Annotated in this window: 17 protein-coding genes, 1 tRNA gene and 1 pseudogene; 8 read left to right on the top strand and 11 right to left on the bottom strand. The window is 67.4% G+C overall.

Features of this window, described 5'->3' with window-relative positions; all coding sequences use genetic code 11:
• The first annotated feature begins 436 nt into the window (after positions 1-436).
• Positions 437-1,687 carry an IS256 family transposase gene (locus FB475_RS26685; RefSeq protein WP_141854940.1) on the top strand — a complete coding sequence of 417 codons (1,251 nt, stop codon included), beginning with the start codon at positions 437-439 and terminating at the stop codon, positions 1,685-1,687.
• 338 nt (positions 1,688-2,025) lie between these two features.
• Here FB475_RS26685 and FB475_RS26680 read toward each other — a convergent pair whose 3' ends face one another.
• Positions 2,026-2,790, bottom strand: a complete 765-nt coding sequence (locus tag FB475_RS26680; protein ID WP_141859271.1) for a hypothetical protein — start codon at positions 2,788-2,790, stop codon at positions 2,026-2,028.
• Positions 2,780-3,325 (bottom strand): hypothetical protein, encoded by a 546-nt coding sequence (locus FB475_RS26675; protein WP_141859270.1) that lies wholly within the window; start codon positions 3,323-3,325, stop codon positions 2,780-2,782. The genes FB475_RS26680 and FB475_RS26675 overlap by 11 nt, the downstream gene beginning before the upstream one ends.
• Before the next feature lie 573 nt (positions 3,326-3,898).
• On the opposite strand from FB475_RS26675, the pseudogene FB475_RS38455 reads away from it, so the two are divergent.
• Both FB475_RS38455 and FB475_RS37820 read left to right on the top strand, forming a co-directional pair.
• A pseudogene (locus FB475_RS38455) lies at positions 3,899-4,165 on the top strand (helix-turn-helix domain-containing protein); the annotation flags it as partial.
• 214 nt (positions 4,166-4,379) lie between these two features.
• On the top strand, positions 4,380-5,147 hold the full coding sequence (locus FB475_RS37820) for an integrase core domain-containing protein (protein WP_337678224.1): 768 nt from the start codon (positions 4,380-4,382) through the stop codon (positions 5,145-5,147).
• 10 nt (positions 5,148-5,157) lie between these two features.
• On the opposite strand, the gene FB475_RS26665 is transcribed toward FB475_RS37820, so the two are convergent.
• From FB475_RS26665 to FB475_RS38205, 6 genes are all read right to left on the bottom strand, one after another.
• Positions 5,158-5,233: transfer RNA gene (locus FB475_RS26665), tRNA-Ala, on the bottom strand.
• An 845-nt stretch (positions 5,234-6,078) separates the two neighbouring features.
• Complete coding sequence (locus tag FB475_RS26660; RefSeq protein WP_141859269.1) at positions 6,079-6,723, bottom strand: histidine phosphatase family protein; 645 nt, start codon at positions 6,721-6,723, stop codon at positions 6,079-6,081.
• On the bottom strand, positions 6,720-7,163 hold the full coding sequence (gene rsfS, locus FB475_RS26655) for a ribosome silencing factor (protein ID WP_141859268.1): 444 nt from the start codon (positions 7,161-7,163) through the stop codon (positions 6,720-6,722). Before rsfS ends, FB475_RS26660 begins: the two co-directional genes overlap by 4 nt.
• 7 nt (positions 7,164-7,170) lie before the next feature.
• Positions 7,171-7,746 (bottom strand): nicotinate-nucleotide adenylyltransferase, encoded by a 576-nt coding sequence (nadD, locus tag FB475_RS26650; RefSeq protein ID WP_238332471.1) that lies wholly within the window; start codon positions 7,744-7,746, stop codon positions 7,171-7,173.
• A gap of 57 nt (positions 7,747-7,803) precedes the next feature.
• Positions 7,804-7,962 carry a hypothetical protein gene (locus tag FB475_RS36960; protein WP_185759445.1) on the bottom strand — a complete coding sequence of 53 codons (159 nt, stop codon included), beginning with the start codon at positions 7,960-7,962 and terminating at the stop codon, positions 7,804-7,806.
• Between the two features lie 87 nt (positions 7,963-8,049).
• On the bottom strand, positions 8,050-8,178 hold the full coding sequence (locus tag FB475_RS38205) for a hypothetical protein (protein WP_272952100.1): 129 nt from the start codon (positions 8,176-8,178) through the stop codon (positions 8,050-8,052).
• 143 nt (positions 8,179-8,321) lie between these two features.
• On the opposite strand from FB475_RS38205, the gene FB475_RS26645 reads away from it, so the two are divergent.
• Positions 8,322-8,771 carry an Lrp/AsnC family transcriptional regulator gene (locus FB475_RS26645; RefSeq protein WP_131459275.1) on the top strand — a complete coding sequence of 150 codons (450 nt, stop codon included), beginning with the start codon at positions 8,322-8,324 and terminating at the stop codon, positions 8,769-8,771.
• On the opposite strand, the gene FB475_RS26640 is transcribed toward FB475_RS26645, so the two are convergent.
• Positions 8,704-9,909: an MFS transporter gene (locus FB475_RS26640; protein ID WP_238332427.1), complete on the bottom strand. Its 1,206-nt coding sequence runs from the start codon at positions 9,907-9,909 to the stop codon at positions 8,704-8,706. The genes FB475_RS26645 and FB475_RS26640 overlap by 68 nt on opposite strands.
• A gap of 82 nt (positions 9,910-9,991) precedes the next feature.
• On the opposite strand from FB475_RS26640, the gene FB475_RS26635 reads away from it, so the two are divergent.
• Positions 9,992-10,870 (top strand): winged helix-turn-helix transcriptional regulator, encoded by an 879-nt coding sequence (locus FB475_RS26635; protein ID WP_141859266.1) that lies wholly within the window; start codon positions 9,992-9,994, stop codon positions 10,868-10,870.
• On the opposite strand, the gene FB475_RS26630 is transcribed toward FB475_RS26635, so the two are convergent.
• Positions 10,857-11,744 carry an alpha/beta hydrolase gene (locus FB475_RS26630; RefSeq protein WP_185759444.1) on the bottom strand — a complete coding sequence of 296 codons (888 nt, stop codon included), beginning with the start codon at positions 11,742-11,744 and terminating at the stop codon, positions 10,857-10,859. The two genes, FB475_RS26635 and FB475_RS26630, sit on opposite strands and share 14 nt — an antisense overlap.
• 66 nt (positions 11,745-11,810) lie before the next feature.
• Here FB475_RS26630 and FB475_RS26625 point away from each other — a divergent pair, with 66 nt between their 5' ends.
• Complete coding sequence (locus FB475_RS26625; protein WP_202878514.1) at positions 11,811-12,389, top strand: PadR family transcriptional regulator; 579 nt, start codon at positions 11,811-11,813, stop codon at positions 12,387-12,389.
• 20 nt (positions 12,390-12,409) lie between these two features.
• Positions 12,410-13,036 carry a 4'-phosphopantetheinyl transferase family protein gene (locus tag FB475_RS26620; protein WP_185759443.1) on the top strand — a complete coding sequence of 209 codons (627 nt, stop codon included), beginning with the start codon at positions 12,410-12,412 and terminating at the stop codon, positions 13,034-13,036.
• Here FB475_RS26620 and FB475_RS26615 read toward each other — a convergent pair.
• A complete protein-coding gene (locus tag FB475_RS26615) occupies positions 13,029-13,622 on the bottom strand; it encodes a TetR/AcrR family transcriptional regulator (RefSeq protein ID WP_141859263.1) in 594 nt (197 codons plus the stop codon). The two genes, FB475_RS26620 and FB475_RS26615, sit on opposite strands and share 8 nt — an antisense overlap.
• A 98-nt stretch (positions 13,623-13,720) precedes the next feature.
• On the opposite strand from FB475_RS26615, the gene FB475_RS26610 reads away from it, so the two are divergent.
• Positions 13,721-14,770: an aldo/keto reductase gene (locus FB475_RS26610; protein WP_141859262.1), complete on the top strand. Its 1,050-nt coding sequence runs from the start codon at positions 13,721-13,723 to the stop codon at positions 14,768-14,770.
• Positions 14,771-14,781: the final 11 nt, after the last annotated feature.

Here is a 14,781-nt window from a genome sequence, read left to right as displayed (position 1 = left end):
GGTGTCAGGCCTCTTCCGACTGGGCAGCGGTTAGGGCCGGCACCGCGAGCTTTGGCTCCCATGAGTTCCAGAGGTGGAACTGACCACCGACGCCACAACTCGAACAGATCTCGCTCGTGGTTGGCCACACGAGCACGCAGGTGACGGAGACGGTCTACTGTCACCAGCTCCGGCCAGTGCGGACTGAGGGAGGTCAAGCGATGACGAGCTGCTGCCCGCGACCGATAGTTACCCAGGTCAAGCGAAAGGCCGATTCTCCAACGGAGAACCGGCCTCTGAGCTGTGGTGGAGCTTAGGGGATTCGAACCCCTGAAGTTGCGTCCAGCAGAGTGGTGTACGGCGAGGTGGTGGCTGGCCCAGGCATGGACGTGGGTGCGGTCACCGCGTGATTCTTCGAGGAATCTCTCACAACCCACTCGAAGAGAAGAGCACTGCGATGACCGCATCACCCAGTATCGACCCTGCCGAGTTCTTGCACGAGCACCTCGAGCAGGCCAGCCCGGATCTGCTGCGGGAGCTGATGGAAGGCTTCATCAACACGTTGCTGTCCGCGGACGCCGACAGCGTGTGCGGTGCCGCGTTCGGGACACGCGATCCGGGCCGGGTGAACTCCCGCAACGGGTATCGCCACCGCGAACTCGACACCCGCATCGGCACGCTGGATGTCGCGGTGCCCAAGCTGCGCGAAGGCTCGTACTTCCCGGACTGGCTGCTGGAGCGGCGCCGGCGCGCGGAGGCGGCGCTCACGAGCGTGGTGGCGACGTGTTACCTGCTCGGGGTGTCGACGCGGCGGATGGACCGGCTGGTGCAGTCGCTGGGCATCACCGGCCTGTCCAAGAGCCAGGTCAGCGTGATGGCCCGGGATCTCGACGAGCTGGTCCGCGATTTCCGGGAGCGGCCGCTGGACGAGGGACCGTACACGTTCCTGGCCGCGGACGCGTTGACGATGAAGGTCCGCGAGGGCGGCCGGGTGATCAAGATCGCGGTCATGGTCGCCACCGGCGTGAACGCCGACGGGTTCCGCGAGATCCTCGGCGTCGCCACCTCCACCGCCGAGTCCGGGGCCGGCTGGAACAGCTTCTTCAAAGACCTGGTCGCCCGCGGCCTGAACGGCGTCGCGTTGGTGACTTCTGATGCGCATGCCGGGCTGGTCGACGCGATCGGCGCGAACCTGCCCGGCGCGTCCTGGCAACGGTGCCGCACCCACTACACCGCCAATCTCATGGCCACCTGCCCGAAACACGCCTGGGGCGGGGTGAAGGCGATGCTGCACTCGGTGTTCGACCAGATCGACGCCGCCGCGGTGCACACGCAGTACGACAAACTCCTCGACCAGGTCGCGCAGACGCTGCCCGAGGTTCACGCCCACCTCGACGACGCCCGCGCCGAGATCCTCGCCTTCACCGCGTTCCCCAAAGACGTGTGGCGACAAATCTGGTCCAACAACCCCAACGAACGCCTCAACCGCGAAATCCGCCGCCGCACCGACGTCGTCGGCATCTTCCCCGACCGGCCCTCGATCATCCGCCTCGTCGGCGCCGTCCTGGCCGAACAACACGACGAATGGGCCGACGGACGCCGCTACCTCGGCCTCGACGCCCTCCACCGCAGCCGCCTCGTCCTCATCACCACCACCAACCCCACCGAGGAGGAGAACCCCCAGACCGCCGGCGCGATCAGCGCCTAACCAACCAACGACGAATCACCAACCCTCGTACACCACTCCACAGGACTTGACCACCCCTGACCTCTTCCATGCCATTCACACCTGGGCACTGGACGGCCGTCCCATGCCACCTGCCGTCATCCGCCAACATCCGCGGCTGTCCGGCTTTGTGCCGCCTCGTTGTCACTCAGTTAGTCACTCACCTTTAGGACTCGGCAGCATCGGACGGCTGTTGAAACTTCCCAGGGTCGGGGCACCCCGGCTCAAACCGAGGGGCGGCCGAGCCGCCGCGCGATTTCAGTCGGCAACCCGTCGTCGTCGGTGACCAGGCTTGCCCGCACGCCCCGCCAGAGACTCGATCACCTGCGAGTGTCGAGTTCGCGGATGAGCGCCTCCGCCGCGTCGACACCCGGAGGCAGGAGCGCCACGGTCCCGGCGTCCTGGTCATATTCGATCAGACGCTCTTTGTGCATGGGGCGAAGCACCTTCGCACGGTAATCGCTCGGGCGCCTCTGTTCGAGCCACGACAACAAGTCCGCCTCGGGCGCTTCGGTGACCCCCGACAGCAGCAACAGGGTCCTCTTACGCAAGGTAAGCCCGGTCGCAAGCACGCGCCGCTTGTCACCACTGCGCCACACCAGAGCGACCTCACGCTCGACCAGCGCGTCGACCAGTTCGGTAGCCTCGTCGGTGGTCAGACCGTGAAGTAGTCGCACGAGCTCCGCCACGATCCACTTGCTCATATAGACCACGGCAGTGGCGTCCATGTGGTTCGGGTCGACATCCCCGCCAGCGTGTCCAACTCCCCTGTTATTCCGGATCTCGTACAGCGCAACGATCATGCGGGGAATCTGGATCCGTGCCGACCGGGGTCCGCTCTCCGACTCGAGTTTCTTACAGGCGTCGACCATGTTGGCAGGCTTGTGGGCACGCGCATCGTAGATGCCCGCGAAGTACCCCTTTAGAATCGTGTACGCCGCCTCACACAGCTTCCCGCCGTTAAGCTCCGAGGGCTCCCAGCGATGCTCTGCGAAGTTCTTGACTACTTGTTGGAACGTGTCGAGCAAGTCAGCAGCGAGCGTCGCCGGGAGTGCGTCAAACGCGCGCTTCGGATCAAGCGCCATTCGCGATCATCTGCTCGACGGACTTCTTCCCGGCGTCCGTTAACCGATAGGTCTTGCGGGCCTGCTGCGACTTGCCCGACTTCTTTAGCTGGAGAATGAGCGCTGGCTTCTTTGCGATGAGTGTTGACATGACCTTGGCGGTCCCCGTGACCCCGTGTCCGAGGTCCTTGAGCAGCTTGTTCAACTCAAGGGACCCGAACGAACTCTGCCCTTTGAGTACCTGGACCCAGTACGCCGCGACTAGCATCCCCTCCGGGTGAGTCGACGCCCCAGAGGCGTCGTAAAGCTCCGCGAAGTGCTCCCAGTTACCCGCCTTGTCGTCGATCTCCTCGTCGATCTCGTCCTCGTCGGTTTCCTCGTCACCTCCGCTGGATCCGCCGGTCGGACTGGTCTTCTTAGGAGCCTGATCCAGCGCGACGCTGTACCGCTCCGCGACCCACCGGATGACGCGTCCCCGAGCGTCCTCGTCTAGGCCCCCGAGCGCCTTTGACACCTTGCCCATTGCCTCGATTTCGAGGTCTGCTTCTTCGTCCATCTGCCCCCCAGCCATGAGTGGTGAACACGAGGGTACTAGACGCATTTGAGACGGCAGAAAAGGAACAGCCGCCAGTCCCTGTCGCTTCGTGGGTCTTCGTTGACACCACGAGGTCCCGGGTGAGTCCAAGTCCTCCCAGTTCGCCGGAGAGGCTCCTCCCTCCAGCACGGCCTTGGCCGGCCGCGCAGATTGCACCCGCGACCTGCAAGCGGATCAGCGAAGGGCTCCGGGTACCGCACCAGGCAGCAGTCCGCGGTCCGCACCTCCGAGCACTCTGGCGTCAACACCCACGCGCATTGGCCGCCGCATCGGATCGAGCTCACCCGCGCACCGCAGGCTAGTGCGTCGTCGCCCCATGGCGACCGGCGGCACGACGGATCGCGGTGGACACCGGGGTTCGACACTTTCTTAGACACTCAGGTCATACAGAGGCCGGTCCCCCACTCGGGAAACCGGCCTCTGAGCTGTCGTGGAGCTTAGGGTGTGTTCCGTCAGGACATACCGGACAGATCTCTCAAGACATCCCGGACTGAAATCTGAGGGTTTGGCCGCAGTGGTGTTGAGGCTGCGGGTGTGTCCAAAGCCCGGCTGGTTGTTACCGCGATCGAGATCGAAGGACGTAGCGTCGCCGAGGTCGTGGCCGCGTACGGCGTGTCCCGGTCGTGGGTCTACGAACTGCTGGCCCGGTACCGCGCCGAGGGCGAAGCTGCGTTCGAGCCACGCTCACGCCGGCCCAAGACCAGCCCGACCGCGATCCCGCAGTCGACGGTCGACCTGATCATCACGATCCGCAAACAGCTGGCCGAGTCCGGTCTGGACGCCGGCCCCGACACGATCGCCTGGCATCTGCGGCACCGCCACCAGGTCACCGTCTCGGTCAGCACCATCGCCCGCACTCTGACCCGCCAAGGCCTAGTGGTGCCGCAGCCGAAGAAGCGCCCGAAGAGCTCCTACCTGCGGTTCGAGGCCGAACAACCCAACGAAACCTGGGCAATCCGACTACACCCACTACCCACTCACCGACGGCACCAACACCCGCGCAGACACCGAGACCATCACCTGGCTCGACGACCACTCCCGCTACGCCCTCCACGTCTCGCCCCACCGCCACATCACCGGCCCGATCGTCCTCGACACCTTCACCCAAACCGCAACCCAGCACGGCTATCCCGCCTCCGTACTCACCGACAACGGCTTCGTCTACACCACCCGCTTCGCCGGCGGCCGCGGCGGCCGCAACGGCCTGGAGACCGAACTCCGCCGACTCGACATCGTCCAGAAGAACTCCCGCCCCAACCACCCAACCACCTGCGGCAAGGTCGAACGATTCCAGCAGACGATGAAGAACTGGCTGACCGCGCAACCTCAACAACCCACCGACCTGGACGAACTCCAGACACTCCTCGACACCTTCGTGCAGATCTACAACCACACGCGGCCGCACCGGTCGCTGCCACACCGCGCCACCCCAGCCACCGCCTACCACGCCCGCCCCAAAGCAGCCCCGGGCGCCGACCGCTCCACCGACACCCACTACCGCGTGCTCCACGACATCGCCGACCCAGCCGGCAAACTCACCCTCCGCCGCGCCGGCCGCCTCCACCACATCGGCCTCGGCACGGAGCACGCCCGAACCCCCGTCCTGAAGCTCGTCGACGACCTCCACATCCGCATCGTCAACGCCGCCACCGGCGAACTCCTCCGCGAGCTCACCCTCGACCCCACCCGCGACTACCAACCCCTCGGCCGCCCCCCAGGCCCACCACCCAAAAACAGAAAACCGGACCCCAATCAGGGGTCCGGTCCGTCCGGGATCTCTTGAGAGATCACAGTGGTGGAGCTTAGGGGATTCGAACCCCTGACCTCTTCCATGCCATGGAAGCGCGCTACCAACTGCGCCAAAGCCCCGCGGTGTCTTGCGACTCCGAAAGCTTAGCGGATGAGTGCCTGCAAAGAAAAATCGGTTCCCTCGTGTGGCTGATGTGGTCCGGGACACCTCGGTGACTGGTGTCAGTAGGCCTTCTGGTCACAGTACGTCGCCTCAGTGCATGGTCCGCTGTGGACACCTCAGGGGGCCTCGCGGCGGTGAGGTTTTCGTCGTTCGGTGGCCGCTGTGCCCGCCCGAGCGCCGACGGCTGGCGGGTTGTTGCACGAGTGGCCTGTTGCAACGTGCCAGCCGCGGAACAAGACGCCAGGCGAGGTCGCTGTGACGGTTCAGATCGAGGCAGCTGGGCCTTCACTAGCCGGAAGGAGCACTTGGCGGGTACGACGGGACGCCAGCCTGGAACGGTCGGCCGAAGGCCGCGATGGTGCCAGTGCCCATGCTCCATAGAACCGGTACACGCGCCGCCGAAGACGGCCAACACACGGCACCGCCAAGCGGCGGACCTTCCAGCGTGCACCCGGTAGGAGCCGCCACTTAGCCGGTACCCGTGGCCGGTAGAACGGTTCGCGCGCCGCCGGAGGCGGCCAACAACACAGCCGCCGCGAAGCGGTGACCTTTGGAGGGTCCGCGCGGTAGGAGCCGCCACTTCGCCAGTGCCCGCGCCCGGTACAAACAGTTCGCGCGCCGCCGGAGGCGGCCGACAAGACAGCCGCCGCGAAGCGGTGACCTTTGGACGGTGTGTGCGGTAGGAGCCACTTCGCCGCTGCCGGGCCGGTACAAACAGTTCGCGCGCCGCCGGAGGCGGCCAACAAGACAGCCGCCGCGTAGCGGTGTCCGTTGGGCGGTGTCCGTTGGATGGTGTCGCCCGTCAGCGTTGGGGGTCGTCGCTCATTACTGGTTCGGGGAGGGAGCCGGCGTTCCATTCTTCGATTCGCCAGCCGTGGCGGCCGGGGAGGAGGGAGACCCAGTTGCAGTTGGAGAGGCCTCCGAAGGCGGGCCAGTTCGGTTGGGGGATGCCGAGGAACAGGCAGATGCCTACGCGGGCGGCGAGGCCGTGGGTGGCGATGACGATGGTGTCTTCGGAGGTGCCCTCGGCGGAGATGCGGGTGAGGGCGTCGGCGAAGCGGGTGGCTACTTCTTCGACGGTTTCGCCGTTGGAGCCGCGGCGTTGGGGTTCGCCGTTGCGGATGCGGGCGGCCGCCTCTGGGTTGATCGCCGCCAGTTCGGTCATGGTGAGACCGGCCCAGTCGTCGACGTCGATCTCTCGGAGGGCTTCCTCATACTCGATCTTCAGGCCGGTCAGGGCGGCGAGTTCACCGGCGGTGGCGGCGGCTCGTTGGAGGTCGCTCGCGAAGAGGCGGGTGGGGGCGAGCGAGGCGAGGCGCGCGGCGGCGGCTCGGGCCTGGGCGATGCCTACCTCGTCGAGGGGGATGTCTGCCTGGCCTTGGATCTTGTCCTGCAGGTTCCACTCGGTCCGGCCGTGCCGCCAGACGATCAGCCGTCCCGCGCTCATTCAGCCGAAGCCGAAGCCGAGCCGGACACCGAGGCCGAGCCAGACGCCGGAGTCGGGCCGAGGTCGGTGAGCGAGCCGTCAGCGGCAGGCAGGGGAATGATTGGGCAGTCGCGCCACAGTCGTTCCAATGAGTAGAACGCGCGCTCCTCGTCGTGCTGGACGTGGATGACGATGTCCAGGTAGTCGAGCAGCACCCAGCGGCCCTCGCGCGCGCCTTCGCGGCGTACCGGCTTGGCGTCGAAGTCGACGCGGAGCTTCTCCTCGATCGCGTCCACGATCGCGCGTACCTGGCGGTCGTTCGAGGCGGACGCGACCAGGAACGCGTCGGTGATCGCGAGCTGCTCGGACACGTCGAAGGCGAGTACGTTCTCGGCCTTCTTGTCGTGGGCGGCTTCCGCGGCTGCGGTCAGCAGCTCGATGGCGCGTTCACTGGCAGGCATTGAGGTCCTAACGGTTGGTGTAGAGCTCTCGCTTGGCGATGTACTGGACGATGCCGTCGGGCACCAGATACCAGGTTGGATTGCCCTTGGCGACGCGGGCGCGGCACTCGGTGGACGAGATCGCCAGCGCCGGCACCTCGAGCAGGGTGATCCGGTCCATCGGCAGCTGGTCGAGCGGTAGTTCGAGCTGGTCGGTCCCCGGTCGCGTACAGCCGACGAACTGGGCGAGCTTGAACATCTCGTCCACGTCCCGCCAGGTGAGGATCTGGGCGAGCGCGTCGGCGCCGGTGATGAAGAACAGTTCGGCGTCCGGGTACAGCCGGGACAGGTCGCGCAGGGTGTCGATCGTGTACGTCGGCCCAGGCCGGTCGATGTCGACGCGGCTGACCGAGAACCGCGGGTTGGACGCGGTCGCGATCACGGTCATCAGGTACCGGTCCTCGGCCGGGGAGACCTTCCGGTCCGACTTCTGCCAGGGCTGGCCGGTCGGTACGAAGATCACCTCGTCGAGGTCGAAGTACGACTGCACCTCGCTGGCCGCGACCAGGTGCCCGTGATGGATCGGGTCGAACGTGCCACCCATCACGCCGATACGCCGGATTCGCTCCACGGCAGCCACGTCAGCCCTTCAGCAAGCCGCTCAGCTGTGCGGCCGGCCCTTGCCCATGATCACGGTGACGGCGAGCAGCAGCAGGAACACGACCATCGCGAAGACGCCGAACCACCACTTCGAGATGTGCGAGGCGTCGACCGCGGCCTCTTGAGCGACCGCAATCAGCGGCACCAGGTACGAAAGCATGAGGCAGAGCTTATCTCGTGCCGGCGGAGACGACAGCGACCGGTGGCACCGGAACACTCACGGGGCACACCGGTCGCGGAAGATCGGTCAGCGGTTGCGGGCGGTGCGGGTCAGCAGCCGGCGCCAGGCAGACGGGACGGCGTGCGCACGGCGGGCCTGCGCGGCCAGCCGGTGCCGCTCGTCGATACGGGCGCGGGCAACATCGGGGGTGATCATGGTTCCTTCACTGGGTTGTACGGCGGAACCGGGGTGGACTCGCCCCGGTACCTCAATTTATACGTTAAGCACTACGCTCTCACAAACGAATTAAAGGCCCAGAGCATTCCTAGCCTTGGAATCTGCGGTAAACAGGAGGCAACATGGACGCGATCGACCGGCAGCTGATCGAGGCGCTGCGGCTGAACGGGCGCTCCAGCTGGGCCGAACTGGGCCGCGAGGTCGGCCTGTCCGGTCCGAGCGTCCAGGAACGGGTACGGCGCCTCGAGGAGCGCGGCGTACTGCTCGGCTACCGCGCCGTGGTCGCCCCGGACCAGGTCGGCCTGGGCACCAGCGCGCTGATCGGCCTGTTCCAGCGCGACGACGTGGAGACCGACGACATCGTCGACCAGGTCCGCGACATCCCCGCGGTCGAGGACTGCTGGTTCGTGGCCGGTGACCAGGAGCTCGTCGTCAAGGTCCGGGTCGCCGACGTCACGCAACTGGAGGCGGTCGTCGGCTCACTGCGCCGCGTGAACGGTGTGGTCAGGACGCGGACGACGGTTGTGCTGTCGACTCGCTGGGAAGGACGTCCCGCGCCGCTGCCCGAGTGACCAGCAGTACGGCGGCAGCCGCGAGCGCAAGGCCCGCAGCGACCGGGTAGAGCAGTCGCGGTGCGTGCTGGTACGTCGTACCGCCGATCGCCGGCGCGAGGAACATCCCGCTGATCGACGCGGCCGCGTACAGGCTGGAGTACCGTCCGACCATCCCCTCCGGCGCCGCGTCGGCGACGTGCGCGGTGGCGGTCGGCTTGTAGAGCATCTCCCCCGCGGTCATCACCGCGATCGCGACGGCCGCGCCCGCGAGGACCGGCCAGACGCCGATGACCGCGAGGCCGACGCCGATACAGGCGAAACCGGCTGCGATCACGCGGGTCGCGGTGTGACCGCGCAGACGTACGGCGAGCGGCGCCTCGAACAGCACGATCACCACGGAACTTGCGCCGAGGAGTACGCCGTACGCGACGGCCGGCGTACCGGCATCGCGCAGCAGGAGCGGCATCGTCGCGAAGATCTGCCGGTAGACGGTGTCGACGACCACGATCGTCGCGAGCACGACCAGTACCGCACGATCACGAAGTACCGAGGTCCACAACCCGGTGACCGAGACTCCGACCGTACGCCGCGCGTTCGGGACCCAGCGCCACACGATCGCGGCCATGATCAGGCTGGTGACCGCGTCGACGACGAAGACCAGCGTGAAGTCGTACGTCGCCAGCAGACCGCCGAGCGGCGGGCCGATCGTGAAGCCCGCATTGGTCGCGGTGCGCGACAGGGCGATGCCTTCGCGGCGGCGTTCCGGCGGGAGCGAGATCGCGACCAGGGCGCTCAGGTTGGGGCGGTCGGCTCCGCCGAACAGGCCGGCCAGCGCGGCGACCACGGCGATCGCCATCCCTGGCGTGAAGGGCATTGCGATACAGCTGACGGCCCAGAGCAGCTGGCTCGCGAGGGCCGCCGTACGCAGGCCGAAACGGTCGCCGAACCACCCGCCGCCGAGGTTCCCGCCGACCAGGCCGACGCCGTACGCCGCGGCGGCGAAGCCGGCCTGTTGCGCCGACATGCCGCGATCCTCGACCAGGTACAGCGTCAGGTAGACCCAGGCGAGCGCGCCGGCGCCGTTGACCAGCTGGCCGACCATGACGGCCTTGAGCCAGGTGGGAAGTTCCGCGATCCGGCGCCAGTACACGTCCACCCCCTTGCGGTAGAGTGAGTTCCTGTTGGGAACTTACCCGGCCTGGCCGCCGGGTGGCAACCGGAATCGGAGAGGTGCGCAGATGCGGCGGAGCAGCTTCTCGCCGGAGCCGGACTGTGCGATCGCGCAGTCCCTCGGCGTCATCGGTGACGGCTGGGAGCTGCTGATCGTCCGCGATCTGGCCCGCGGGCTGTCCCGGTTCGACGAGCTCGCGGAGTCGCTGCACATCTCCCGGAAGGTGCTGACCGAGCGGCTGAACGGGCTTGTCGACAGTCGGATCGTGGCCAAGACGGCGTACCAGGACCGGCCGACGCGGTACGCGTACGAGCTGACACCCCGCGGGCGCGCGCTGTTGCCGGTGCTGGTCGCGCTGCAGGACTGGGGCGATCGTTGGTTGCTCGGCGACGGATCACTGACCGGTACGAACACCGTCGACGAGCCGCCGGCGCAGCGGTTGCACGAGCTCGTCGGACAGCGCCTGCCGTACGTCGGTCTGCGGTCGACCGCAGGTACGACGGTCGACGTCGTGGATCCGGACGCGAGGACGACCGTGCTGTTCGGGTATCCGGCAACCGGGCGGCCGACGCGCCTGCCCGACGGCTGGGAGGACATCGCGGGTACGACGGGCTGCACTTTGGAGAACCGGTTGTTCGCCGGGCGGTACGGCGAGTTCGTGGACCAGCGGATCGCCGTCCGCGGGGTGAGTACGCAGCGCCCCGACGAGCAGCTGGCGTTCGCCGACGCGGAGGACATCCCGCACCTGCTGCTGTCCGACCTCGACCTGGAACTCGCGGCGGCGTTGCGCCTGCCGACGTTCCGCGCGGGTGGCTACGAGCGGTTGAAGCGGGTCGTGCTGGTCGTCGGCGCGGACCGCGTCGTGCAGGCGGTGCGGTATCCGGTGACGGACATCGCGGACGCGGTCGACTGGGCGTTCACGACGGCTGCGGTCACTGCTGCTTGAAGAATGCCTTGACGTCTGCGGCGATGCGGCGCACGGCATCCGGCGTGCCGGTCGGGTTGACGCCGCCCGGATCCGAGGACGAGCCGTGGTCGTAGCCGTCGTACTCGATCCGGCGGACGTGCGGGAGCACCTGCTCGAGCGTTGCGCGGCCGGGCTTGAGACCGGACAGACCCTTGGTGCCACCCATGAGTAGTACGTCGGCCTCGACCGCGCGGAACTTGTCGAAGGTGCCGCCGAGCTCGGCCACGATCGTGCCCTCGGCGTGGATCGTCGGCGCCAGTTGGCGCATCGTGATCGTGCCGGCGGCCGCACGGCGTTCTTCCTTCGCCATCATCTTCTCGGTCATCCAGCGGAGCAGGCCGCGCGGCATCACCTTGAGGAACGCGGGCGCCATCTCGAAGCCGAACATGCTCGTCACCATCGCGCCGGCCAGATCGCCCCGGGCGACCTCCTGGTCGAAGCGGGTCAGCCACTCGCGATGCGGTGCACCGTCGGCGGCGATCGCAGGCTCGTAGAGCGCGATCTGCTTGAGGTTCTTGCACGTACGGGCGGCCTCGAGGACGACCGCTCCCCCGGCGCTGACACCGAAGGCGCGCTCGGCTCCGGCAGCGGTGAGGACGGCGTTCAGGTCCTCGACCTCGGTGGCGACGCCGTGGTCCGGGCGGTGCGGGCCGGAGAGTCCGCGGCCGCGACGGTCCGGGAGGTAGACGGTGAACTCGTCGGCCAGCGCCGCCGCGAACAGGGTGTGGCTGCGGGCGGACTCCATGCTGCCGTGCAGGATGACGACGGCCGGGCCCCGGCCGGTTTTGTAGTAGCCGATCTCGGTGCCGTCGGGCGAGGTGACGGCGCCTTGGGTCAGTTCTGCTGTTTTCATGAGATCGATAGTTACATGGCGTCTAGTTACATTGCAACTAGTTTCGTTGCCCCTTAGAGTGAGAGGGTGACTTTTCGACGCTCGACACTGGCGATGGCGATCCTCGGCCTGCTGGAGAACGGGCCGATGCATCCGTACGGGCTGCAGCGGCTGATCAAGCAGTGGGGCAAGGACCAGGTGGTGAACGTCGGGCAGCGCACAAGCCTGTACCGGATGATCGTGCGTCTGGAGGAGGCCGGGCTGATCACGGCCGGCGCGACCGAGCGGGACGAGCGGTACCCGGAGCGCACGGTGTACCACCTGACCGACGAGGGTCGGGAGGTGTGCCGGACCTGGTTGGCGGAGATCCTCACGACGCCGCGGAACGAGTTCCCGGAGTTTCCGGCCGGGCTGTCGTTCGTGATGCTGCTGCCGCCGGAGGCCGCGGGTGAGTTGCTGGGTCAGCGGCGGGAGTCCCTGACGAAGCGGATCGCCGAACTCCAGGACGAGCTCGACACGAAGGTGGACGGCAAGCCGATCCCACGGTTCGCGCTGCTGGAGACGGAGTACCAGCTCGCCGCCACGGTCGCGGAGGCCGAGTGGATCGACGGGGTCCTCGCGGACCTGGCCTCCGGCACGCTGAGCTGGATTCCCGGCCCGGTGTGATGGAGTCGCGAGGAGCGGTTGTGGCCGTCTGGTGGGCAGGTGTCGATCAGGCTCGGGACGAGTTCGTCGACGACCTGGACGAGGTGGAGCGCGGGCGGCTGGCAGCCTACGTCCGGGAGGTCGACAAAGCGCGGTTTCTGCTGGGCGTGACGATGGTACGCCGGGTGCTGGCCGCGCGATTTTCGTTGCCAGCGGCAAAGGTCAGGCTCGATCGGAGCTGTCCGGACTGCGGGAAGCCGCACGGGAAGGTGCGTGCGGTCGGCGTCGAGTTGTCGGTGACGCACTCCGGCGACCTGGTCGGGATAGCGGTCGCGGATCGGCCGGTCGGTCTCGATGTGGAGCGGGTGGACCCGGAACTCGACGTCGACGGCGTGGCCGCTGTCGTACTGGGCGCGCACGAGCTGCACGAGCTGAGTCGCCGTACCGGGATCGAGAAGGTGCGGGCCTTCACGGAGTCCTGGACGCGGAAGGAAGCCGCGCTGAAGGCGACCGGCGAGGGGCTGCGCGGGGATCTCAAAGCCTCACTGCCTGACGGTATTCAGGTGGTGCAAGTGGATGTAGGCCCGAATCATCGGGCCGCCCTCGCGGTCCGGTCAGCCGAGCGGCCGGTCCTGCGAGTGGGGGACTCGACACAGCTCCTCAGCTGACCCCACCGCTGGGCGGCTCGGCTTGCAGTCCGCTGAACACTGTCTCGATGATGCGTCGCCCCTGGACCACGCCCGCGTCGCCGGCCGGCAGCCGCCAGAGAAAGCTCATCAGCATGATGATGTCCACGGGATCGTGCCCCGGCGCCATCGTGCCCTCGGCGACGCAGGCTTCGACAAGCTTGCGGACCGCCGCGGTCGTCGGAGCCCACGAAGCGCTGATCGCCTCCTGGGCCGCCGCACTGTGCAGGGCCTCGCCGAGACCGTGCTTGATGCGGATGTACGCACAGAGCGTCTCGAACCACTCGATGAACGCGGCCTTCGCCGAAGTCTGCCGGGCGAGCACCTCGTCGACAGCGGTCGTCAGACGCTCGATGTCGTGCTCGTAGGCGGCAAGGATCAGGTCCTCTCGGGTCGGGAAGTGCCGGTAGAGCGTCCCCGGCCCCACCGCGGCCCGTTTCGCGACCTCGGTGAGGGTCACCGCGGGATTCTCGGCGAACAGTTCGTGGGCGGCCTCGATGATCGCCACCCGATTGCGCGCGGCGGCCTTGCGCTGGGTGCCGTAGGTGGCCGGCGGTTCGTCGGTCATGACTCGATGATGCCTTCTATTTGACTCGCGGAGGATCCTCCGCTAGTTTCGAACACACGGAGGATCCTCCGCAATTCGATCCTAGCTGAGAAGGCCCCATGGACTACGTGAAGCTCGGCAGCACCGGCCTCGATGTCTCTCCGATCGCGATCGGCGCGATGACGTACGGCGAACCCGACCGCGGCCACCCGGTCTGGTCACTGCCCGAGGAGGACAGCCGGCCGCTCATCAGGCATGCGCTGGAGACGGGGATCAACTTCTTCGACACCGCGAACATGTACTCGAACGGCTCGAGCGAGGAGATCCTGGGCAGGGCGCTGAAGGACTTCGCGGACCGCGACGCCGTGGTCGTCGCCACCAAGCTGCGCCATCCACTTCGTCTCGGCCCGAACAGCCGCGGCCTGTCGCGCAAGGCCGTGATGACCGAGGTCGAGCACTCGCTGCGCCGGCTCGGTACCGACTACATCGACCTCTACCAGGTGCACCGCAACGACCACAGCACGCCGCTGGAGGAGACGCTGGAGGCGCTGAGCGACCTGGTCAAGGCCGGCAAGGTCCGTTACCTCGGTGCATCGTCGATGCATGCGTGGGAGTTCGCCAAGGCTTTGCATCTGCAGCGTGAGCACGGCTGGGCCCGCTTCGTCTCCATGCAGAACCACTACAACTTGCTGGCCCGCGAGGAAGAGCGCGAGATGATCCCGCTGTGCCTCGACGAAGGTGTCGGCACGATCATCTGGTCGCCGTTGGCTCGCGGTCGCCTCGCGCGTTCCTGGAAGGACGCCAGGGCGACGGCACGTGCCGAGACCGACGGCGCCTACGCCGACGCGCTGTACGCGCCCAGCGAGGAGGCTTCGAACCACTCCATCATCGATGCGGTCGGCCGGATCGCCGAGGCTCGCGGGGTGAGCCGCGCTCAGATCTCCCTTGCGTGGTTGCACCGCCAACCTGTTGTCACCGCGCCGCTGGTCGGTGCCGGCTCGATCCAGCAGATCGACGATGCCGTCGCGTCACTCGAGATCGAACTCACCGACGACGAGGTACGTGCGCTCGAGGGACCGTACACGCCCCGCTACGACTGGCAAGGCGTCTCCGACGAGGCGGAACTGGAAGCAATCCGCGCCCGCATCCCTGGCATGGCGCTGAGCTAGCCCGAACGAGG

Source organism: Kribbella jejuensis, assembly GCF_006715085.1.
GTDB lineage: Bacteria > Actinomycetota > Actinomycetes > Propionibacteriales > Kribbellaceae > Kribbella > Kribbella jejuensis.
This window is presented reverse-complemented; position numbering and strand designations above follow the sequence as displayed.